Source organism: Ciceribacter sp. L1K23 (assembly GCF_018122705.1).
Taxonomy (GTDB): domain Bacteria; phylum Pseudomonadota; class Alphaproteobacteria; order Rhizobiales; family Rhizobiaceae; genus Allorhizobium.
Genome location: NZ_JAGRRC010000001.1, coordinates 2,289,812 through 2,310,763 on the forward strand (window position 1 = coordinate 2,289,812; position 20,952 = coordinate 2,310,763).

The window sequence follows — 20,952 nt, forward strand, 5'->3', positions numbered from 1 at the left end:
ATGCCCATCACGATCTTCGACGGTATTGTCATCGGCGTCGTCCTGTTTTCAGCCGTGCTCGCCATGGTGCGCGGTTTTTCGCGTGAGGTGCTGTCGATCGCCAGCTGGGTTGGTGCTGTCGCGGCGGCCTACTATCTCCACCCGTTTATCCTGCCCTACATCAAGAACTACACGACGGACGATCGGATCGCGATGGCCGGCGCCGCCGGCATCGTGTTCCTGATCGCACTGATCGTGATCTCGTTCATCACCTCCCGGATCGCCGACTTCATCATCGACAGCCGCATCGGCGCGCTGGACAGGACGCTCGGCTTCCTGTTTGGCGCGGCCCGCGGCCTGCTGCTGATCGTCGTGGCCGTTGCCTTCTGGAATTGGCTGATCGACGCGAAGCATCGCCCGACCTGGGTCAACGAAGCGAAGTCGAAGCCTTTCCTCGACGCGCTGGTCCTCAAGCTCGAAGGCGTCCTGCCCGATGACATCGAGCCGCAGTTGCGCGCCCGTATTCTCGGCAAGGAAGACGACGCGGCCGAGCCAGTTCCCGCGGAGCAGGCACCGGCGGAGTTGGCGCCGCCGACCCAGGCTCCGACCGACGCGCCGGCAGCCGGCGACTAAGGGGGATGCGGCGCGCCGCCGCGCTTCCTATATGACTGAGGCGGCGGCCGGATCGGGACAGACCGGCGCTGTCGTGTTAAGACAATTCCACCTGTTGATCTCCCGAGCGAGCAAAGGCGAACCTCGATGAACCAGAGTAATTCAGCCGTTTCCGAATGCGGTCTCGACGACGACACCCTGCATGAGGAATGCGGGGTGTTCGGCATTTTGGGCCATCCCGACGCGGCGACGCTGACGGCTCTGGGCCTGCACGCCCTGCAGCACCGGGGGCAGGAAGCGGCCGGTATCGTCTCGTTCGACGGTAAACACTTCCACACCGAAAAACACATGGGGCTCGTTGGCGATCACTACACAGACCCGGCAACGCTCGCGAAGCTGCCCGGTGCAATGTCGATCGGCCACACCCGCTATTCGACGACCGGTGAAGTCGCGCTGCGCAACGTGCAGCCACTGTTCGCCGAGCTGGAGGAAGGCGGCATCGCCGTCGCGCACAACGGCAACTTCACCAACGGCCTGACGCTTCGCAAGCAGATCATCGCCACCGGCGCGATCTGTCAGTCCACCTCCGATACCGAGGTGGTACTTCATCTCATCGCGCGCTCGCGCCACGCCTCGACAACCGACCGCTTTATCGATGCCATCAGGCAGATGGAAGGCGGCTATGCCATGGTGGCGCTCACCCGGACGAAACTGATCGCCGCCCGCGACCCGATCGGCATTCGCCCGCTGGTCATGGGCGAGCTCGATGGCAAGCCGATCTTCTGCTCGGAAACCTGCGCGCTCGACATCATCGGCGCCAAGTTCATCCGCGATGTGAAGAACGGCGAAGTGGTTATCTGCGAAATCCAGCCCGATGGCTCGATCAGCATTGAATCGCGACTGCCGGCGCGCCCGCAGCCCGAGCGTCCTTGCCTGTTCGAATACGTCTACTTCGCACGTCCCGATTCCGTCGTGGCGGGTCGCAACGTCTATCAGACGCGCAAGAACATGGGGGTGAACCTCGCCAAGGAATCGCCGCTGGAAGCAGACGTCGTCGTCCCGGTTCCGGATGGCGGCACACCGGCGGCCTTGGGCTTCGCGCAGGAGAGCGGTATCCCGTTCGAATACGGCATCATCCGCAACCACTATGTCGGCCGCACCTTCATCGAGCCGACGCAGCAAATCCGCGCCTTCGGCGTCAAGCTGAAGCACTCGGCCAACAGGGCCATGATCGAGGGCAAGCGCGTGGTGCTGGTGGACGATTCCATCGTGCGCGGCACGACCTCGGTCAAGATCGTGCAGATGATCCGCGATGCCGGGGCAAAGGAAGTGCATATCCGGGTCGCCAGCCCGATGATCTTCTATCCGGACTTCTACGGTATCGACACGCCGGATCGCGACAAGCTTCTCGCCAACCAGTATGCCGACGAAAAGGCGATGGCCGAATTCATCGGTGCCGATTCGCTCGCGTTCCTGTCGATCGATGGCCTGTACCGCGCCGTTGGCGGCGAGCCTCGCGATGCTGCGAACCCACAGTTCACCGACCATTATTTCACGGGCGACTACCCGACCCGTCTCTTGGACAAGCAGGGCGAACAGGATGTCGGCCGCAAGGTCTCGTTGCTCGCCACCACCGGCTGAGACGAAGGGAAGCATTTGCCTTCCGCATAAAACACTCTAGAAGGCTGCGGAAACGCGGCCTTCTTTTTTTGGCCGTCAAACGACATCTCGTGGACAGGATCGACACAATGACGATCGACTTGAAGGAGCGGATTGCCCTGGTCACAGGCGCATCGCGCGGCATCGGCTATTTCACCGCGATCGAACTCGCCAAGGCGGGCGCCCACGTAATCGCCTGCGCCCGTACCGTTGGCGGCCTCGAGGAACTCGACGACGCGATCAAGGCGGTCGGCGGCTCGGCCACGCTCGTTCCCTTCGATCTCACCGACATGAAGGCGATCGACGCGCTCGGCGCCTCGATCCACGAGCGCTGGGGCAAACTCGACATCCTCGTCGCCAATGCCGGGATGCTGGGTGTCATTTCACCCATTGGACATATCGAGGCGAAGGTGTTCGAGAAGGTAATGACGGTCAACGTCACAGCGACGTGGCGGCTGATCCGCTCCGTCGAGCCGCTGCTCGTCAAGTCCGACCAGGGCCGCGCCCTCATTCTCTCGTCAGGCGCCGCTCACAAGTGCCGCCCGTTCTGGGGCGTCTACTCGGCCTCCAAGGCCGCCGTCGAAGCACTTGCCCGTACGTGGGCAGCCGAGACACAGCGCCTGCCTCTCAGGATCGTATCGATCGATCCGGGCGCCACGCGGACAGCCATGCGGGCCCAGGCGATGCCGGGCGAAGATCCGGAGACGCTGCCGCACCCTTCCGAAGTTGCCGCAAAGCTCCTGCCGCTCTGCGGTGCAGAGTTGACGGAGACGGGCAAGCTCTATGTGGTCCGGGAGGACAAGCTCAAGGATTACCGTTTGCCGGAATGAGAGTGAGCTTGGGGCGACGCAGGCTCTGGTGGTCTTACAGCAGATCAACTATATTGCACTATCTACGGGGATCGGAAGATGTCCAAGTCAAAAGCTCAGCATGTAGTACCTAGATCTGGTAAGTGGGGAGTTCTTACATCCGGCGCGTCGAGGGCGAGCAGCGTTCATTTGACGCAATCGGAGGCCATCGAGACCGCTAGGCAGATCGCTAAGTCTCACAAGACAGAACTCTACATTCACGGAAAGGATGGCCGCATCCGGGAGCGGAATACCTATGGAAGCGATCCGCTGCCTCCGAAGGGCTGACTCCATCCATGTTTGACAGGTCGGTCTTCATAAATTGCCCATTTGATGAAGACTATGCGCCGATACTTCAGGCGATTGCCTTTTGTGTCATATATCTCGGCTTCTCCCCTCGTCTGGCTCCGCAAAATGCCGACAACGCAGCAAATCGCCTAAGCCGGATCGAGGAAATCATCAGGACTTCAAAATACGGCATCCATGATTTGAGCCGTTGCAAAGCTTCGTCGATCGGCGAGTTCGCACGTATGAACATGCCTTTTGAACTCGGCGTTGATTACGGATGTAAACGTTTCGGCACCGGGCAATTAGCCAACAAGTCGTTACTTGTCCTTGAAGAGAGCCGTTACGATTATCAAAGGACTCTTTCCGATATAGCTGGATGGGACATTGAGGCGCACGCTGCGGACTATCAACAAGCCATCAGAAAGGTTCGTGGGTGGCTCATACGACAAGCTGCCGCGCCCAATTTCGGCGCAACACTTATTGAAAGCAAATATGTCGTCTTTCAACAATGGTATTGGATGCGCGAATTAGCGGCAGGGGCGTCCGACGACGATATTCGCCAATATCCCACCGTGGACGTGATCGACGCGATGCAGGAGTGGATGCAAGCGGGACAACCTGCCTGAAGACGAAATATTGTCGCGCATAGGACTTGCGCTCATCGCATCTGCCTTAGAGAACATCGCATCCGAAACGTTATCAGAGTATCATGCAAGCTCGCGAAATTACCGCCTACACCTTCCTCGCATTCGCCTGGGGGCTTTCTTTTCTGCTTCTGTTAAAGGTGGTCGACGGCTTTGGCTGGATCGGGGCCGTGACGTTCCGGTGCTTGATCGCCGGGCTGCTGCTTTACGCCGCCGCTCGACTCACACGCCGGCGGCTGGCCTTCGAGGCCAAGTGGTGGCACTATGTCGCCGTTGGCGCGACGACCGTTGCCGGGCAATTGATCGGCCTTTCCTATTCGACACCGTTGATCGGCACGGCCATGGCCGCGATTTTCGTCGCGACCATCCCTATGTTTTCCATGGTCATCGCCCAGCTCTGGGGCATGGAGCGGATCACACCGCCGCGCGTTGCAGGCATCGCGCTCGGTACTGTCGGGATCATCATGCTGGTTGGCTTTCCGGCGGTGCCGGTGGATACGACATTCGTGCTTGGCTGTATCGGCATGGTGTTTTCCACCTTCTCGGCCGCCTTCGGCTCCAACTACGCCGCTCGCTTCCTGACCAAAGCCAGCCCCTGGGAAGTAACGATCGGTTCGTTCTTCGCCGGCGGAGTGATGACCCTTCCGTTTCTGCTTCTCGTGCCGGTCCCGGGAACGCCGCAGCCGATCGACTATCTCTACCTTGTCTCGCTCGCTGCATTGATGAGCGCACTCACCTACGTCGTCTACTTCTGGCTTGTCGGGCGGATCGGTCCGACGCGGGCAATCAGCGTCGAGTTCGCCGTGACGGTGGTCGCGGTTCTCGTCGGCGCGTTCGTCCTGCACGAAGACCTGACGGCGATCCAGATCGTCGGCGCGGCCGTCATCATCGGTGGATGCGCAATGGTACTCGGACTCCTGCCTCTGCGACGCCGGGTCGCCTGACTGAAGTCGCAATGAAGATCGGCGCACGCGTCGCCGATTCCACTTGAAACATACCGTTCAGTTGGTATCTTTTTTCCATGAATGCACACCAGCGCAAGAAGCAGCCGGAAAAGGTTCGGCGCACCCTCCTCGATGCTGCGGCGCGGATCGCGACGCATCGCGGGATCGCCGATGTCACCGTGGATGCCGTCTGCCTGGAGGCCGGCGTGACGAAGGGCGCGTTCTTCCACCATTTTCCCAGCAAGGCGAGCCTCGTGAATGCGGTCTTTGCCGACCTTCTGGAACGTTTCGAGACGGAACTGGCGGAGCATATGGCGGCGGATATCGAACCACTCGGTCGTTTCAGCCGCGCCTATGTCGAAGCCGTTGTCGCGCCGGGAAAGGCCGGAAGCGAGCCGCTATGGGCAGCTCTTTGCCTGTCGGCGCTCACCGATGCCGAACTCCGGGCGAACTGGGGTGAATGGCTTGATGGCCAGCTTGCCGATCATGGCGAGGCGGACGATCCTGACCTGCGCCTGGCGCGGCTGGCCGCCGACGGGCTTTGGCTCGCCGCCATTACCGGTAGCGGGCTTGAGGAGCGCCAGACGAGAGAAACAATGGAGCGGCTGCGGGCCCTCACACGAAAGCCATCCCTATGAGCCCCCTCGCCTTTACCTACGCAGCACTCGCCATCGCCGTTGCGTTCGAGGTCGTCGCAACGACGCTCCTGCAGCAGACGCAGCAATTCACGCGGCTATGGCCCTCGATCGGCAGCCTGCTCTGCTACGGGATCGCCTTCTATGTGCTGTCGTTCGCTTTGAAAACCATTCCGGTCGGGATCGCCTATGCGCTCTGGAGCGGGTTTGGTATCGTCCTCGTCTCCGCGATCGGCTTGTTCGTCTTCCGCCAGAGCCTCGATATGCCTGCGGTTATCGGGCTCGCGCTGATCATCCTCGGGATCGTCATCGTCAACGTGTTTTCCAAGACAATCTCGCACTGAGCCGACCTTTCCTCCACGACCATAATTGGGCAAAGGTACGCAGGCCGATGGCCGACGCACGGCTTTCGTGCAAGAGCTATCGGCGCTGGCGACGACGCCCGCCTGTTGCTGATGGATTCGACAATGACCACTCTCCGATATGCCCTTGCCCTGCTCTCGCTGCTTTGTGCCACCGCCACCGCGCATGCCGATGACTATGCCGCGTTGAGCAACACTGCCATGTCGATCACCGGCGACATCAGCTTCGACGACTACGAGATCGTGTTCGAGAATGGCGAGAGCCTGGCCTTCAAGGATCTGATCGCCGACAGCTTCGTCGTCGACGGAAATGAAGTGCCCGCTTCGGTCTACAGCATCGACAATCCAAGCTCGCCGGTCCTGCTCAACGACAACCGCCTGTGCGGCACCGCACCCGTCACCTATCTCGCATCCTGGCTCGATGGCGACGTCACGATGGTCGCCGTCTTCGAGACGGAAGAGCCGCCGCAGAGCAATGACGATATGTGCGCGCTCTACACCTACGTCTATCCCTGAGCGCGGGTTTCGCGGGCTTGCAGCATCGCTTGCCGCCCCTTGACCAAAATCGCGACGCACGCCATAACAGCGCCCATGAAAACGAGCCTCTGCATCATTTGCGGGATCATTATTCGCTAGCGCAAGCGCTGGCCCGGCCGTTTTCGTCTCCTGACAGACCCAGATGACAAACGACCCGGTCCAGCCGGGTACATCATTCTGGGAGTTTTACATGGCCAGCGGCCTCAAGCTTTACAACACGCTCACACGGGAGAAGGTCGACTTCGAGCCGATCGATCCCGACAATGTGCGCCTGTATGTCTGCGGCCCGACCGTCTACGATTTCGCCCATATCGGCAATGCGCGTCCCGTTATCGTCTTCGACGTGCTGTTTCGTTTGCTGCGACACCTCTACGGGGCCGACAAGGTTACCTATGTCCGCAACATCACCGACGTCGACGACAAGATCAACGCCCGGGCACTTAGGGACTTCGGCTCGAAGATTGCCGATGGCTCGATGAGCCTCAACGAGGCGATCCGTGCCGTCACCGGCAAGACGGAGAGCCAATTCCACGAGGACGTGGCCGCGCTCGGCTGCCTGAAGCCAACGCACGAGCCGCGTGCGACCGATAATATCGATCAGATGAAGACGATCATCCAGCGACTGCTCGACTTGGGTCATGCCTATGTGGCCGAAGGCTCGGAGGGGCATGAGGTGCTGTTTTCGACCGCCTCGATGGCCGATTACGGCATGCTGTCGAAGCGCAAGCTTGAGGATCAGCAGGCCGGTGCGCGTGTTGCCGTTGAAGGCCACAAGATGAACCCGGCCGACTTCGTGCTTTGGAAGCAGTCCGCGGATACGGAGCCGGGCTGGGCCGCAACCTTCACCTTCGAGGGCAAGGCGAATCCGATCTACGGCCGGCCCGGCTGGCACATCGAGTGCTCGGCCATGGCCGACCGCTATCTCTGGGAAGAGATCAAGGATCGCCTGTCGCCAAAGGCCAAGGCGAAGCCGCACCAGTTCGACATCCACGGCGGCGGGCTCGACCTGATCTTCCCGCACCACGAAAACGAGATCGCCCAATCCTGCTGCGCCTTCGACAACGACCTGATGGCGACCGTGTGGATGCACAACGGCTTCCTGCAGGTCGAAGGCCGAAAGATGTCGAAGTCGGAGGGCAATTTCGTCACGATCAACGAGTTGCTGGAAACTCCAGTACCTTTGATGGCGGACACCAAAAGCAATTTTGATAGTTCTACGTTGAAGCGGCGATGGAACGGACTTGCAGCACGTTATTCGATGCTGCAGACGAAATACCGTGAACCTATCGATTGGACTGCACAGCGCTTTGCTCAGTCGAGCAACGAGTTGGTCAAGTGGTATGAACTTCTCAAAGACGGAAACACCGATCCGACCGTCAAAACAGGGAACACTGATGAACTTGCTCGCTATCTGGCTGACGATCTTGACACGTGGAGTTTGATCACAGACCTCAGAAAGTCATACGATCTAAAGGATGGCAGACGGCTTCTTGAAGGCATGGACTTTCTTGGGCTCGTTGATTCTGAGTTCCTCCATAAAGAGCACCTTGTTTTTCAAAGAAGTGCGGAATCGGCAGACCCAAAATCAGGGCTCACCGACTTAAATCTAGATACTAGGTTTGTGCGTGAGCGCATCTCGCAGCGTCTAGAATACCTCAAGGCTAAAAACTTTACGGAAGCAGACCGCATTCGAGATGAATTGGCAGCATCCGGTGTACACCTCAAAGACAGCAAAGATGCGCAAACTGGCGAGCGGGCGACCACGTGGGAGCTTCGTCGATGACCGACGACCTCTCCTCCGCCATCCAAGCCCTCGTCGACATGCGGCTCGAAATGCTGAAGGCGAAGAATTTCGCCGAGGCCGACAAGGTGCGCGACGAGCTCGCTGCCAAGGGCATTCAGCTGAAGGATGGCAAGGACCCTGAGACGGGCGAGAGGGTGACGACGTGGGAGGTGAAGAGATGACGATCCACACCGGCGGCTGTCAGTGCGGCGCGGTCCGCTTCCGTGTCTCAGGCGAACTCAAGGACAGTTCGATCTGCCACTGCCGCATGTGCCAGAAGGCATTCGGCGCCTATTACGCGCCGCTCGTCTCGACGCGCGGGGCGGAGCTTGTCTGGACGCGCGGGGCGCCGAAGCATTTCCGATCCTCCAACTACGTGTCTCGCGGCTTCTGCGAAAACTGCGGCACGCCGCTCACCTACGAGGCACCGGACGGGATAGCGATTGCCGCCGGCGCTTTCGACGATCCGTCCCGCCTGCCGCCGGTCGTGCAATACGGGGTCGAGGGCAAGATCGGTTTCGTCGACCGGCTGCACACGCTGCCGCAGCACGTGACAATGGATGACATCGACTCGGCTCCCTTTCTGACCAACCTCGTCAACTACCAGCATCCGGATCATGACACCGACGGCTGGCCAACGGAGAACGACGATGGTTGAGAGAAATCCGAACACGCAGATGCCGAAGTGGCTCCTGTACGGCCTGATTGCCAAGGGTGCGCTGATTGCGCTGATCACCGCAGGTGTCGTTGCCTACGTAACGCTCGGCTAAGGAGGAGACCATGTTCGAGGGCGAATTTACCGGTGGATGCCAGTGCGGGGCCGTGCGGTTCAAGGCAACGAAGCTTGGTCGTCCGTCGATCTGCCATTGTCGCATGTGTCAGAAGCAGTTCGGAAGCTTCTTCGGCGCCTTCATCACCGCCTATGACGGCGACCTTCATTTTCCGCGTCATGAGCCGAACTGGTTCCGCTCGTCCAACGTGGCCGAACGGGGCTTCTGCCATCGGTGCGGCACGCCCCTCGCCTATCGGCACACAGGGGGCATCGAACTTGCTATAGGCACGCTGGACGACCCTCAGCTTTTCGAGCCGCAGGTGCAGGTCAATCATCACAAACGGCTGCCCTGGATCGATACCCTTTTGGACAAGCCGACCTTTACCAGCACCGGCATGGAGCATCTGCATGCTTCCGTCGTCTCCCTCCAGCATCCCGATCACGACACAAAAGTCTGGCCCCCGGCGGAGGAACAGTGATAGACGCCGCCACGGAACGGAAAGGCGTGTTCGGCCAGAAGCAGGCGCGAACGGCCGAATACCGAAGAATTAAAAAGACCATGAACGGGAGGATTTTGGATTTGGCCTATGCGAACGACAAGCTCGGATACGAACGGCCGTGGGGCTTTGCTCTCGCGGCCGTCCTTGGAAGCGTGGTCCTTATCCTCATCGACGTGATGACAAAGCAGATCGACAGCTCGCTCGTTCGCGAGTCGGGCGGCTTGGAGTTGGCCACGGCATTGCTCTTTGGCTATACGGCTGTCGTCTGGCTGTGGACCCGATCCGGCGATGAGTGGCGCGTTCACTGGCAGCTGCCCGCCGTGATGCTGATGATGATGGGTCGTGAGCTCGACCTCGACAAGAAACTGACATCCATCGGCCTTCTGCAAAGCAAGCTCTATTTCTCAGCGGAAGCGCCCATGATGGAACGCATCCTCGGCATTGTCGTCATCGCCGTCACGATCACGATCGTCGTCAGGCTTCTGCGATACAATGCCGGGATATTCATTGAGGCCCTTCGGTCCCGCACGCCGTGGGCGTGGGGTGTCGTCGCTGCGATCGCTCTCGGGGTCGTCTCGACGTCTCTCGACGGCATCGATCGGAAACTCGCGCCGCTCGGCATTTCCATCGATCCCGCCCTGGCAGCCAAGGCGGCGCTTGCCGAGGAGTTCCTCGAACTGCTGATACCGCTGCTGCTGCTGGCGGCGACCCTTTCAAGCTTCATCCTCCGGCGGCTCCGTCATCAAGCGGCGCAAAGGACAATCCGATGACCCATGAACACAACAACGACCTGCGCGGCTTTTACCCCGAGATCGAACCCTACGAGACAGGCTTTCTCGACGTCGGCGATGGTCACACCGTCTACTGGGAACGGGTCGGCACCAAGGGTGCGAAACCCGCTGTTTTCCTGCATGGCGGTCCCGGCGGCACTGTGACGCCAACGCAGCGGCGCGTGTTCGATCCGGCACTTTACGACGTGCTGCTGTTCGACCAGCGCGGCTGCGGCAAGTCCACGCCGCATGCCTCGCTGGAGGCAAACACCACCTGGCATCTCGTCGCCGACATCGAGCGACTGCGGGAGATGATGGGCGTCGATAAATGGCTCGTCTTCGGCGGGTCCTGGGGCTCCACTCTGGCGCTCGCCTATGCCGAGACACACCCTGACCGGGTCTCGGAGCTGGTGGTGCGCGGCATCTACACGCTGACAAAGGCGGAACTGCTCTGGTACTACCAGTTCGGCGTCTCCGAAATGTTCCCCGACAAGTGGGAGCGCTTCGTGGCGCCGATCCCTGAAAACGAACGCCATGACATGATGGGCGCCTACCGGAAGTACCTGACCGGCAACGACCGCAAGAAGCAGCTGGAATGCGCCATCGCCTGGAGCACCTGGGAAGGCGAGACGATCACGCTTCTGCCCAACCCCGCTTATGCCGCCCATTTCGGCGAGGACGAGTTCGCGATCGCGTTCGCCCGCATCGAGAACCACTTCTTCGTCAATGCCGGCTGGCTTGAAGAAGGACAGCTGCTGCGCGACGCCTGGAAGCTCAAGGACATCCCCGGCGTCATCATTCACGGTCGCTACGATATGCCCTGCCCCGCCAAATATGCCTGGCAATTGCACAAGGCCTGGCCGAAGGCGGATTTCCACCTGATCGAGGGCGCCGGACATGCGTTCCTTGAGCCCGGCATCCTCGACAAGCTGATCCGTGCGACGGACCGGTTTGCCGGGAAGCAATGATGATGGTGCCCAAGGCGCTCCCAAGACTGCCGTTTGCTTTTAGGATTGCAGCATGACACGCGAAAAGATCTACCTCTTCGACACGACGCTCCGGGACGGTCAGCAGACCCCCGGCATCGACTTTTCCGTCGAGGACAAGATCGCGATCGCGGCGATGCTCGACAATTTCGGCATCGACTATGTCGAGGGAGGCTATCCGGGCGCCAACCCGACCGACACCGCTTTCTTTGCAAAGAAGCGGACGGAGAAGGCCGCTTTCGTGGCTTTCGGGATGACCAAGCGCGCCGGCATCTCCGCCTCCAATGACCCCGGCCTCGCCGAACTCCTGCAGTCGAAATCCGATGCCATCTGTTTCGTCGCCAAGAGCTGGGACTATCATGTGAAGGTCGCGCTTGGCTGCACCAACGAGGAGAACCTTGCCTCGATCCGCGAGAGCGTCGAGGCCGCAACCGCCGCCGGCAAGATGGCGATGGTCGATTGCGAACATTTCTTCGACGGCTACAAGGCCAATCCGGACTATGCGTTGGCATGCGCCAAGGCCGCCTATGACGCGGGCGCCCGCTGGGTGGTGCTGTGCGACACCAATGGCGGGACGCAGCCGCCGGAAATCCGCGAGATCGTCGCTGCGGTGATCGCCGCCGGCGTGCCGGGCTCGTCGCTCGGCATCCACGCCCACAACGATACCGGACAGGCGGTCGCCAACTCGCTCGCGGCGGTCGAGGCCGGTGTGCGTCAGATCCAGGGGACGTTGAACGGGATCGGCGAGCGCTGCGGCAATGCCAACCTCGTGACGCTGATCCCGACGCTCTGTCTGAAAGAGAGCTACTCTTCCCGCTTTGAGACCTCTATCGACACGGAAAAGCTTGTGGATCTCACGCGGCTTTCGCACGCGTTCGACGAGTTGCTGAACCGTTCGCCGGACCATCAGGCGCCCTATGTCGGCGCCTCCGCCTTCGCGACAAAGGCCGGCATTCACGCTTCGGCGCTCCTGAAGGATCCCCGCACCTACGAGCACGTCACGCCGGAGAGTGTAGGCAATTTCCGCAAGGTCATGGTCTCCGACCAAGGCGGCAAGGCGAACTTCATCAACGCGTTGAAGCGCCGCGGTATCGAGGTCGACAAGAACGATCCCAGACTCGACAAACTGATCTCGATCGTGAAGGAGCGGGAGGCGTCCGGCTATGCCTACGAGGGAGCCGATGCGAGCTTCGAACTCCTGGCACGCCGCACGCTTGGCTCTGTGCCCGAGTTCTTCGGCATCGAGGGTTTCCGCGTCATGGTCGAACGCCGGTTCGACGCCAATGGCCAGTTGAAGACCGTTTCCGAAGCCGTCGTCAAACTTGAGATCGACGGCCAGCGTATCATGTCGGTCGCGGAAGGCGACGGTCCGGTCAACGCGCTCGACCTTGCTCTGCGCAAGGATCTCGGCAAGTACCAAAACGAGATCGACGACCTCGAACTCGTCGACTTCAAGGTGCGCATCCTGAACGGCGGCACGGAGGCGATCACGCGGGTGCTGATCGAATCGACCGACGCCACCGGCGTGCGCTGGTGGACCGTCGGCGTCTCGGAAAACATCATCGACGCATCGTTCCAGGCGCTGATGGATTCGATCGTCTACAAGCTGATGAAGAACCGCAGCCTCGCGGGGAAGATCGCGGCGGAGTGACGCGTCGAACAGTCATTCGCTGCAACGCATAGCCGCCTGTACGATCGCAGGACCCCTCAACTTACGGAAGCAATGCTTCACCGGAATGAATTTGTTCATTTCTCCGGCGTGGGTTATCGCTCGCCTAAATAATAAAACGAGGAAACAATCATGGCGAATAGCGACGCGGTGTCGGTGCCCAAGAACGAGGATACGCCGCGCGGCTTCGCCTTCGGGTTGACGGCGTATTTCCTGTGGGGTTTCCTGCCGCTCTACATGAAGGCGGTCGCGCACATCTCTCCGGTCGAGGTGATTGCACACCGCATTCTGTGGTCGGTGCCGATCGCGGGCGTTGTTCTGCTCATCCTCGGGCGCACCGCCGACGTCAAGCGGGCGCTTCGGTCTCCCCGTACGCTGCTAATGGCAGGGCTCACCGCCGCGCTGATCAGCGTTAACTGGGGCATTTATGTTTGGGCGATCGGGGCGGGCCGCGCGCTGGATACGGCGCTGGGCTACTTCATCAATCCGCTATTTTCGATTTTTCTGGGCGCGGTGCTGCTGAAAGAACCGTTGAAGCCGGCCCAGATCGCCGCAATCGCTCTGGCCGCGATCGCCGTCGCGATTCTGACAATCGAGGCCGGGACCCTGCCTTGGGTCGCCCTGGCCCTGACGTTCTCCTGGGGGTTCTACGCCTTCTTCCGCAAGACGCTGCCGGTCGGCCCCAACCAGGGCTTCTTTCTGGAGGTGCTCCTGCTGACGCCGGTAGCCCTTGGCATCATGGCCTACATGCAGGCCAGCGGAAAGGCGCACTTCCTGTCCAACAACCATGACACGCTGCTGCTCCTGGCAAGCGGGATCATCACCGCCGGCCCGCTGATGATCTACGCGAACGGCGCCAAGCTGCTCCGGCTGTCGACAATCGGAATCATGCAGTACATCGCGCCGACCATGATTTTCCTGATCGCCGTGTTCATCTTCAGGGAGCCGTTCGGCACCGCGCGGGCGATTGCCTTTCCCCTGATCTGGGCGGCGCTCGTGATCTATTCGTGGCCGATGCTGCGCGCCCTGCGGAAGTCCTGACCCAAACAACGCACCGAACCGAGGAGGCTGGCGCCATGAAAATGACAGATATTCCGTTCGGTACCACCGAGTGGAGCGAGGTCCCACGCAACATGCCGGCGAAACAGGTACCGCTTCGTGGCGTACACAGCATTTCGGCGACATCCGTGTTCGTATGGTGGAATATACGCCCGGCTATCTTGCGGACCACTGGTGCGTGAAGGGGCACATTCTCTTCTGCATCTCCGGCGAGCTTACCACAGAGCTTGAAGACGGCCGCGTCTTCGTGCTGAAGCCCGGCATGAGCTATCAGGTCGCCGACAATGCGGAGCCTCACCGATCCTCGACACAGGTGGGAGCCGTGCTTTTCGTCGTCGACTAACTCCAGCCGACGTCAGGCAGACACGTCTCCAGATGGGATAACACCCGGACGAACTAGGCGTTGCGGGTTGCCGACTGCGCTAATATAAGCGCAGTTCAAGTCAGAACAGCGATTTGCAAGGAGACGTGCCAGAGTGTCGAACGTCGTCGAGTTCAAGCGTCCCCCGAAACCGGAAGAGCCGAAGCCGCCGAATCCGAAGCGAACCAGATTGCTTGTCATCCTCGGCGTGATCGCAGCACTCGTCGCCGCCTGGGCCTATTTCCAGTATCTGGGTGGCTGAGCGCTCTACCGGCGTTCAAAGCCGTGCGATGACTTCGTCCATACCCTCTGGATCGGAGACCGATTGCCATTTGTCGACGATTGCAGGAACGATGTCCTCGACATTGTCGACCACCATCGGCTGAACGCGGTGCGCGGTGTGAATGAAACCCTGCGAGCGCATGTGGCTCACCAGTTCCAGCATCGGATCCCAGAACCCGTTTACGTTGGCGAAGACCATCGGCTTCTCATGACGACCGAGCTGCGCCCAGGTCATGATCTCGACGATCTCTTCCAATGTCCCTATCCCACCCGGCAGGGTCACGAAGGCGTCGGCGCGCTCGAACATCTTGTGCTTGCGTTCGTGCATGTCCTTCGTCACGATAAGCTCGTTGAGCTGGCCGAGCGAATGGCGGGTTGCTTCCATGTCCATCAGGAACTCCGGGATGATCCCGGTGACCTGACCGCCGTTGGAGAGCACACCGGCGGCAACGGCGCCCATGATCCCTTTCGTGCCTCCGCCGTAGACAAGCCGCAGCCCGTGTACAGCGATAGAGCGACCGAGGGCTCTTCCGGCGGCCATGTGGGCGGGATCACGTCCGGGTTGAGAGCCACAGTAAACGCAGATTGATTTCACGGATGTATTTTCGAGCATGGAAATCAACAGACTACGTTCGCGCTTTCACGTCAACAAAATTGACGGAAAACCCTGTTTACGAGTGGTGCCAGAGGCCGAGAATGCTTGTGCATCCGGAAGGATAACGCTAGCAATTCGAAGGGGAAATGGCGGCTTTTCCGCCCGGAGAGATGGATTATGAAAAACCGTGCCGGCTGGCTGGCTCTGTTGGTGCTCGTGATCGCGACGCTGCTGATGGTATTTTTTGTCATACCTCGGATATCCGAGCCGGAGCAGGAGGCAACAGCACCAATTGCACCGCCGATCGAGACGACAATTTCAGACGGCTCGGCGGCGCTCGAGAAGATGGGACGGCTTGTCACCACGGCAACGTCATCGGTGGAAGGTCTGTCTGGCCTGTTCGCCGATGGAAAGACACCAACGACCGAAGCATTCGCAGCCGCACGCGCAACCGCAGAAAGCGCCGTTTCGGCTCTCGCGGCACTCGAAATACCCGAAGCTCTGGACTCGGCGATCAAAGAGCAGATGACGACTGTCCGCGGTTACGCCGAGGAAACGCTTTCGCTCCTCCGCAACCTGCCCACCGACCCGCAGCAGGCAGCCTCTGCCATTGCTGGAATCGTCAGCGCGCTGAAGGGTGAGGAAGCGCCTTCACCGACGCCTGACGCTCCTGCGCCTGCGGAGGCGACACCTGCTGCCGAGCAGCCTGCAGCCGACGCCAACTCCGCCTCCATCATGCCCAAATTCGACGTTCTTCGCGTAGAACCGGATGGCTCGACCGTTATCGCCGGCAATGCTGCCCCTGGCGCAAAAATCGAGGTTCTGAACGGAGAAACCGTCATCGCGTCCGTTGAAGCCGGCCCGAGCGGAGACTTTGCGGCCGTGCTCGACACACCTCTGCCTCCAGGAGACCACGCCCTTGCGCTGCGTTCCACCGGCGCTGATGGCACTCCCGTCGTCTCCGAGGAGGTCGCCAGCGTTTCGGTGCCGGCCTCGCCCGACGGCAAGCTCCTGGCTATGGTGAGCAAGCCCGGCGAACCCAGCCGCATCGTGACAATGCCCGAAACCGTCAACGAAGCCGATAAGCAGCCGCGCATTGCCGCGGAAGATCCATCCTCGGCATTACCGGACTTGCCGGCCGCATCCACCGCGCTGACAGCCGCGCCGCCGATTGGAGCCGACGCTGCCGCGGGGACGGAAAGCGCTGTTTCCACTGACATTGCGACGGCTGAGACAGTCACGGAAAAGATCCAGGTTACGGCGGTCGAAATCGAGAATGACCGCATCTTCATTGCGGGGACCGCCTCAACGAAAGGTACGGTTCGCGCGCTCGTGAACGAGCAGGCCGTGGGCGAAGCGGCAATCGATGGTGCCGGCAACTTTGTCGTGGAAGGGCAGATGGCGCTTGCGGTCGGCGCCCACACGATACGGGTCGAACTGGTGGGTGCCGACGGCAACATCATCGTCGCCGCCTCGGTACCGTTCAACCGGCCGGAGGGGTCTCAGGTTGCGGTCGTCGCGCCGCCGGCCGATGCCGCCAACGGAACGATGGTGCCGCTGGAGCGTGGCGCGTTTGACAAGCAACGCGACACGCTGGCCAAGGCCTTCGGAATCCTTCAGTCGCTGTTCGCTGACAATGGCAAGCCATCCATGGATGATGTCGCAGCGGCACGGTCGTCAACGGAGATCGCGCTCGGCGCCCTCGCCGACTTCCGCCTGTCGGACGGCGCGTCCGCACCGCTGACGGACGCTGTCGGCAAAACGGCAGCTGCTGCGAAGACTGCGCTGGCCACGATCCAGGCGCTGCCGCGTGACGTCGAGGCGGTGCGTGAAGCTATGCCGCGGCTGGCGTCGTTGATCGATGCCGTGCTCAAGGCCGCGCCCGCTTTGCCGACAGAGGCCGCACCGATAGCGCAGCAAGCAACCGAGACACCTGCAGCGTCCGAGCCCGCTATTGCCGAGTCGTCATCGCCGACGATCAAGCAGGCTCCGCTCGAGGCGAGCGACAACAGCGTCATCATCCGCCGGGGTGACACGTTGTGGCAGATCTCGCGTCGCGTCTATGGTCAGGGGGTGCGGTACACGACCATTTACCTCGCCAACGAGGATCAGATTATCAATCCCGACCTGATCGAACCGGGGCAGATCTTCAAGGTGCCGACGGATGCCCTCCCGAATGCGGAAGAGATACACCGCAAGCGTCTGAGGGGCCAACCATTGAACTGACACGAACAGTGTGTTCGGGGACGGCCCGTTGTCTTGAGCCGCCGGAAACTCTATTTGCGTCTTAACGGCGGTCCCGAAAGGACCGCCGGCCTTTTTTATGCAAAGCGTCCGGGGCAACAGAATGGCAGACAAAAAGAAGACCGTTTCGGCTGACGACAGCAATCCGCTCGGCACGCTCGTCAACCTGTGGCCCTATATGTGGCCCGAAGGCCGCTTCGACTTGAAGATGCGCGTGGTTTGGGCGACCGTCTTCCTGATCGCATCGAAGTTCGTGCTGATCCTCGTGCCCTACTTCTTCAAATGGGCGACCGATGCGCTTGATGGAAAGCTGGACATGGTCGGGCTGCTGCCGGCGTTCCTGCTCGGTGCCGTCGCGCTCGTGATCTTCTACAATCTCACCCGCGTTTTGCAGGTGGGTCTCAATCAGTTGCGGGATGCGCTGTTTGCGAGTGTCGGGCAGCATGCCGTGCGGCAGCTGGCCTACAAGACGTTCGTTCACATGCACCAGCTGTCGCTGCGCTTCCACCTCGAACGCAAGACCGGTGGGCTTTCGCGAATCATCGAGCGCGGTACGAAGGGTATCGAAACGATCGTCCGTTTCACCATCCTCAACACCGTGCCGACCCTTATAGAGTTCCTGCTGACAGCCGTGATCTTCTGGTGGACCTACGGCTTTTCGTATCTTGCGGTCACTGCCTTCACCGTATGGGCCTATATCTGGTTCACCATCCGCGCGTCCGACTGGCGCATCGGCATCCGTCGCGCCATGAACGACAGCGACACCGACGCTAATACCAAGGCGATCGACTCGCTGCTGAACTTCGAAACCGTGAAGTATTTCGGCAACGAGGAAATGGAGGCGAAGCGGTTCGACTCGTCGATGGAGCGTTATGAGAAGGCCGCCACTCAGGTCTGGACCTCGCTCGGCTGGCTGAACTTCGGCCAGGGCGTGATCTTCGGCGTGGGTACCGCGGTCATCATGGTGATGTCCGCGCTCGCGGTTCGCAATGGCACGCAGACGATCGGCGACTTCGTGTTCGTCAATGCCATGCTGATGCAGTTGTCGATCCCGCTCAACTTCATCGGCTTCGTCTATCGCGAAATCCGCCAGGGTCTGACGGACATCGAGGAGATGTTCGATCTCCTTCAGGTCAGGCCCGAGGTGGTCGACAAGGACGACGCAAGGCCGCTTGCGATCGCCCAGGGCGCGATCGCATTCAAGGACGTACATTTCAGCTACGACCCCGAGCGGCCGATCCTGAAGGGTGTCTCGTTCGAGGTGCCCGCCGGAAAGACGGTTGCTGTGGTCGGACCGTCCGGTGCCGGCAAGTCGACCATCTCGCGCCTGCTCTACCGTTTCTACGATATCCAGAGCGGGTCGATCACGATCGACGGTCAGGAGGTTCGCGACGTGACACAGCAATCCCTTCGTGCGGCGATCGGCATGGTTCCGCAGGACACGGTGCTCTTCAACGACACTGTCGCCTACAACATCCGCTATGGCCGACCCGACGCTTCAGAGGCCAATATAGAGCAGGCCGCCGAGGTCGCACAGATCGCCAACTTCATCCGCGAACTGCCGCAGGGCTACAAGACGATGGTCGGTGAACGCGGCCTTAAGCTGTCTGGCGGCGAAAAGCAGCGCGTGGCAATCGCGAGGACGGTTCTCAAAGCACCGCCGATCCTTATCCTTGACGAAGCGACATCCGCGCTCGACACGACCACCGAGCACGAAATCCAGTCGGCGCTCGACGTGGTATCGAAAAACCGGACGACGCTCGTCATCGCCCACCGGCTGTCGACCGTCGTCGGTGCCGACGAGATTATCGTCCTGAAGGGCGGCGAGATCGCCGAGCGCGGGACCCATGCCCAGTTGCTCGAACACGACGGGCTCTACGCATCGATGTGGAACCGTCAGCGCGAAGCGACCGAGGCAGAGGAACATCTGCGACAGGTCAGGGAAAGCGACGATATCGGCATCATCGTCCGCAAGCCGCCGGCCAACTAGAGCTTCAGGCAGCTCGCATCAGCTGGTTTCGACCGGCATTCTTGGCGCGATAAAGCGCCAGGTCGGCGCGCTTCAAACCTTCTGAAGGCGCTTCCCGCTGCGGGTCAAACCCGGCTACGCCGATGCTGATCGTGACACCGATCGGGGTGCCATCGGCATCGATGTTGATCTCCGCGATGTTCTGGCGGAGACCCTCGAGATGCGCCGATGCCGCAGAGGGCGAGAGCCCCGGCAGCAGCGCGTAAAACTCCTCGCCGCCGGCCCGGGCAACGATCCCAATATCTTCGAAGGCTGCTTTCATTTCCGCGGCAACCCGCCGGAGCACTTCGTCCCCCACGGCATGACCATAGCCATCATTGATCGCCTTGAAGTGATCTATGTCCATCACTGCGATAGATGTCGGCGCGAACGCCTCAGGGGTTGCCGGCGTCAAGGCGCTTGCATAGTCGAAGAATTTCCGACGGTTATAGAGATCCGTCAGGGGATCCCGCTCAGCGGCGCGCTTCAGATCGCGCTCGAGCATCTTACGGTCGGTGATATCCAGCATCGCACCGGCGATGCCCCTGACCGCACCCTGACCATCGACGATGACCGCCTTGTGGAAGCTGACATCGCGCCGCAACTCGGCATCCCGGCAGACCTGCCCCTCGTAGACCTGGACACCGCCGCGCTCAATCAAAGCCCGATCAGCCTCTTCATAGGCGGCGGCCAGCTCTGGCGGAGCGATCTCCCAGACGGTGCGGCCAATGATTTCCTCCGACGGTCGACCTATAAAGGCCTCGAACGCGGTGTTGCACCCGACATAGACGCCCCGCCCGTTCTTGAAGAAGATCGGCGTCGGCAGGTTGTCGATACAGGCCTGCAAATATTCGCGCTCCAGATCCTGCCTCTGGCGATGGGCATGCGACACTTTCCGGTCCGCGAGGACGCGGCGGCCGCGTGCCACCGCGGCCCTCAGACCGTCCTCGTCGCCAATGAACACGGCATCGTCCAGACCGCTGTCGATGAGCGCAGGCAGTATGCCTCGACTTCCTCCGTCATCGACGATCCCCACGAGATAGGCTTCGGAGCAGACGGTGCGGCGGATGGTCCCAGCCGTCCCGCCGTTTTCCATATCCGCCACGTCCAAGAGGCAGATCCCCGGCGCAGCCAGCGGCGAACGCACGTCCGTCATCACCCCGACCGTTGCTTCCAACACCGCTGGCGGCGCGGCCGCCCGGCTGGAGTACCAGACGATCTGCGGCATATCGGGACGGACGGGTAACCCAGACACCGGCATCGGGATGGCGAACCTCTCTGTTCTCGTTTCGGGCGCCATGAAATTGGCCCGAAGAGCATTACCATGGAGGTAACTGTTACACCCATCCAGCGGACCTTTTTCGGTGTCGGCTTATTGTGGTGAACGTGCCGTTAAAGGCCAGTGGCACGGAACG

21 protein-coding genes and 2 pseudogenes are annotated in these 20,952 nt (G+C 60.9%); 21 read left to right on the top strand and 2 right to left on the bottom strand.

Features of this window, described 5'->3' with window-relative positions; translation table 11 throughout:
* The 19 genes and pseudogenes from J5J10_RS10835 (at position 1) to J5J10_RS10925 (ending at position 14,670) form a co-directional block, all read left to right on the top strand.
* Positions 1-612, top strand: a complete 612-nt coding sequence (locus tag J5J10_RS10835) for a CvpA family protein (RefSeq protein WP_211929876.1) — start codon at positions 1-3, stop codon at positions 610-612.
* Positions 613-738: 126 nt separating this feature from the next.
* Positions 739-2,232, top strand: coding sequence for an amidophosphoribosyltransferase (purF, locus tag J5J10_RS10840; protein WP_211929877.1), 1,494 nt, complete (start codon positions 739-741; stop codon positions 2,230-2,232).
* 107 nt (positions 2,233-2,339) lie between these two features.
* Complete coding sequence (locus J5J10_RS10845; RefSeq protein ID WP_211929878.1) at positions 2,340-3,080, top strand: SDR family NAD(P)-dependent oxidoreductase; 741 nt, start codon at positions 2,340-2,342, stop codon at positions 3,078-3,080.
* A 78-nt stretch (positions 3,081-3,158) separates the two neighbouring features.
* A complete protein-coding gene (locus J5J10_RS10850; RefSeq protein ID WP_208549107.1) occupies positions 3,159-3,386 on the top strand; it encodes a DUF2188 domain-containing protein in 228 nt (75 codons plus the stop codon).
* Between the two features lie 8 nt (positions 3,387-3,394).
* Positions 3,395-4,012 (top strand): hypothetical protein, encoded by a 618-nt coding sequence (locus tag J5J10_RS10855; RefSeq protein ID WP_211929879.1) that lies wholly within the window; start codon positions 3,395-3,397, stop codon positions 4,010-4,012.
* Between the two features lie 83 nt (positions 4,013-4,095).
* Positions 4,096-4,974, top strand: coding sequence for a DMT family transporter (locus J5J10_RS10860; RefSeq protein WP_211929880.1), 879 nt, complete (start codon positions 4,096-4,098; stop codon positions 4,972-4,974).
* A 77-nt stretch (positions 4,975-5,051) separates the two neighbouring features.
* Positions 5,052-5,612 (top strand): TetR/AcrR family transcriptional regulator, encoded by a 561-nt coding sequence (locus J5J10_RS10865; protein ID WP_211929881.1) that lies wholly within the window; start codon positions 5,052-5,054, stop codon positions 5,610-5,612.
* Positions 5,609-5,953: an SMR family transporter gene (locus tag J5J10_RS10870; protein WP_211929882.1), complete on the top strand. Its 345-nt coding sequence runs from the start codon at positions 5,609-5,611 to the stop codon at positions 5,951-5,953. The genes J5J10_RS10865 and J5J10_RS10870 overlap by 4 nt, the downstream gene beginning before the upstream one ends.
* 123 nt (positions 5,954-6,076) lie before the next feature.
* Positions 6,077-6,487 carry a hypothetical protein gene (locus J5J10_RS10875; protein WP_249116716.1) on the top strand — a complete coding sequence of 137 codons (411 nt, stop codon included), beginning with the start codon at positions 6,077-6,079 and terminating at the stop codon, positions 6,485-6,487.
* Between the two features lie 211 nt (positions 6,488-6,698).
* Complete coding sequence (cysS, locus tag J5J10_RS10880; RefSeq protein WP_211929883.1) at positions 6,699-8,291, top strand: cysteine--tRNA ligase; 1,593 nt, start codon at positions 6,699-6,701, stop codon at positions 8,289-8,291.
* A gap of 8 nt (positions 8,292-8,299) precedes the next feature.
* A pseudogene (locus J5J10_RS10885) lies at positions 8,300-8,473 on the top strand (cysteine--tRNA ligase); the annotation flags it as partial.
* A complete protein-coding gene (locus tag J5J10_RS10890) occupies positions 8,470-8,949 on the top strand; it encodes a GFA family protein (protein ID WP_211929884.1) in 480 nt (159 codons plus the stop codon). The pseudogene J5J10_RS10885 and the gene J5J10_RS10890, both read left to right, overlap by 4 nt.
* A 122-nt stretch (positions 8,950-9,071) precedes the next feature.
* On the top strand, positions 9,072-9,542 hold the full coding sequence (locus tag J5J10_RS10895) for a GFA family protein (RefSeq protein WP_211929885.1): 471 nt from the start codon (positions 9,072-9,074) through the stop codon (positions 9,540-9,542).
* 101 nt (positions 9,543-9,643) lie between these two features.
* On the top strand, positions 9,644-10,333 hold the full coding sequence (locus tag J5J10_RS10900; protein ID WP_211929886.1) for a hypothetical protein: 690 nt from the start codon (positions 9,644-9,646) through the stop codon (positions 10,331-10,333).
* The gene (gene pip, locus J5J10_RS10905) at positions 10,330-11,301 is read left to right on the top strand and encodes a prolyl aminopeptidase (RefSeq protein WP_211929887.1); all 972 of its coding nucleotides are present in this window, start codon (positions 10,330-10,332) and stop codon (positions 11,299-11,301) included. Before J5J10_RS10900 ends, pip begins: the two co-directional genes overlap by 4 nt.
* Before the next feature lie 52 nt (positions 11,302-11,353).
* Complete coding sequence (gene cimA / locus J5J10_RS10910; RefSeq protein WP_211929888.1) at positions 11,354-12,970, top strand: citramalate synthase; 1,617 nt, start codon at positions 11,354-11,356, stop codon at positions 12,968-12,970.
* Positions 12,971-13,120: 150 nt separating this feature from the next.
* Positions 13,121-14,029, top strand: coding sequence for an EamA family transporter RarD (gene rarD, locus J5J10_RS10915; protein ID WP_211929889.1), 909 nt, complete (start codon positions 13,121-13,123; stop codon positions 14,027-14,029).
* 35 nt (positions 14,030-14,064) lie between these two features.
* Positions 14,065-14,390, top strand: a pseudogene (locus J5J10_RS10920) (DHCW motif cupin fold protein).
* Between the two features lie 133 nt (positions 14,391-14,523).
* The gene (locus J5J10_RS10925) at positions 14,524-14,670 is read left to right on the top strand and encodes a hypothetical protein (RefSeq protein WP_208549095.1); all 147 of its coding nucleotides are present in this window, start codon (positions 14,524-14,526) and stop codon (positions 14,668-14,670) included.
* A gap of 15 nt (positions 14,671-14,685) precedes the next feature.
* Here J5J10_RS10925 and J5J10_RS10930 read toward each other — a convergent pair whose 3' ends face one another.
* The gene (locus J5J10_RS10930) at positions 14,686-15,303 is read right to left on the bottom strand and encodes a TIGR00730 family Rossman fold protein (protein ID WP_211929890.1); all 618 of its coding nucleotides are present in this window, start codon (positions 15,301-15,303) and stop codon (positions 14,686-14,688) included.
* Positions 15,304-15,462: 159 nt separating this feature from the next.
* Between J5J10_RS10930 and J5J10_RS10935 the strand changes: the two genes are divergently transcribed.
* Both J5J10_RS10935 and J5J10_RS10940 read left to right on the top strand, forming a co-directional pair.
* Positions 15,463-17,511, top strand: a complete 2,049-nt coding sequence (locus J5J10_RS10935; protein ID WP_249116717.1) for a LysM peptidoglycan-binding domain-containing protein — start codon at positions 15,463-15,465, stop codon at positions 17,509-17,511.
* 121 nt (positions 17,512-17,632) lie between these two features.
* Positions 17,633-19,519, top strand: a complete 1,887-nt coding sequence (locus tag J5J10_RS10940) for an ABC transporter ATP-binding protein/permease (RefSeq protein WP_211929891.1) — start codon at positions 17,633-17,635, stop codon at positions 19,517-19,519.
* Positions 19,520-19,523: 4 nt separating this feature from the next.
* On the opposite strand, the gene J5J10_RS10945 is transcribed toward J5J10_RS10940, so the two are convergent.
* A complete protein-coding gene (locus J5J10_RS10945; protein WP_211929892.1) occupies positions 19,524-20,837 on the bottom strand; it encodes a GGDEF domain-containing protein in 1,314 nt (437 codons plus the stop codon).
* Positions 20,838-20,952 lie beyond the last annotated feature (115 nt).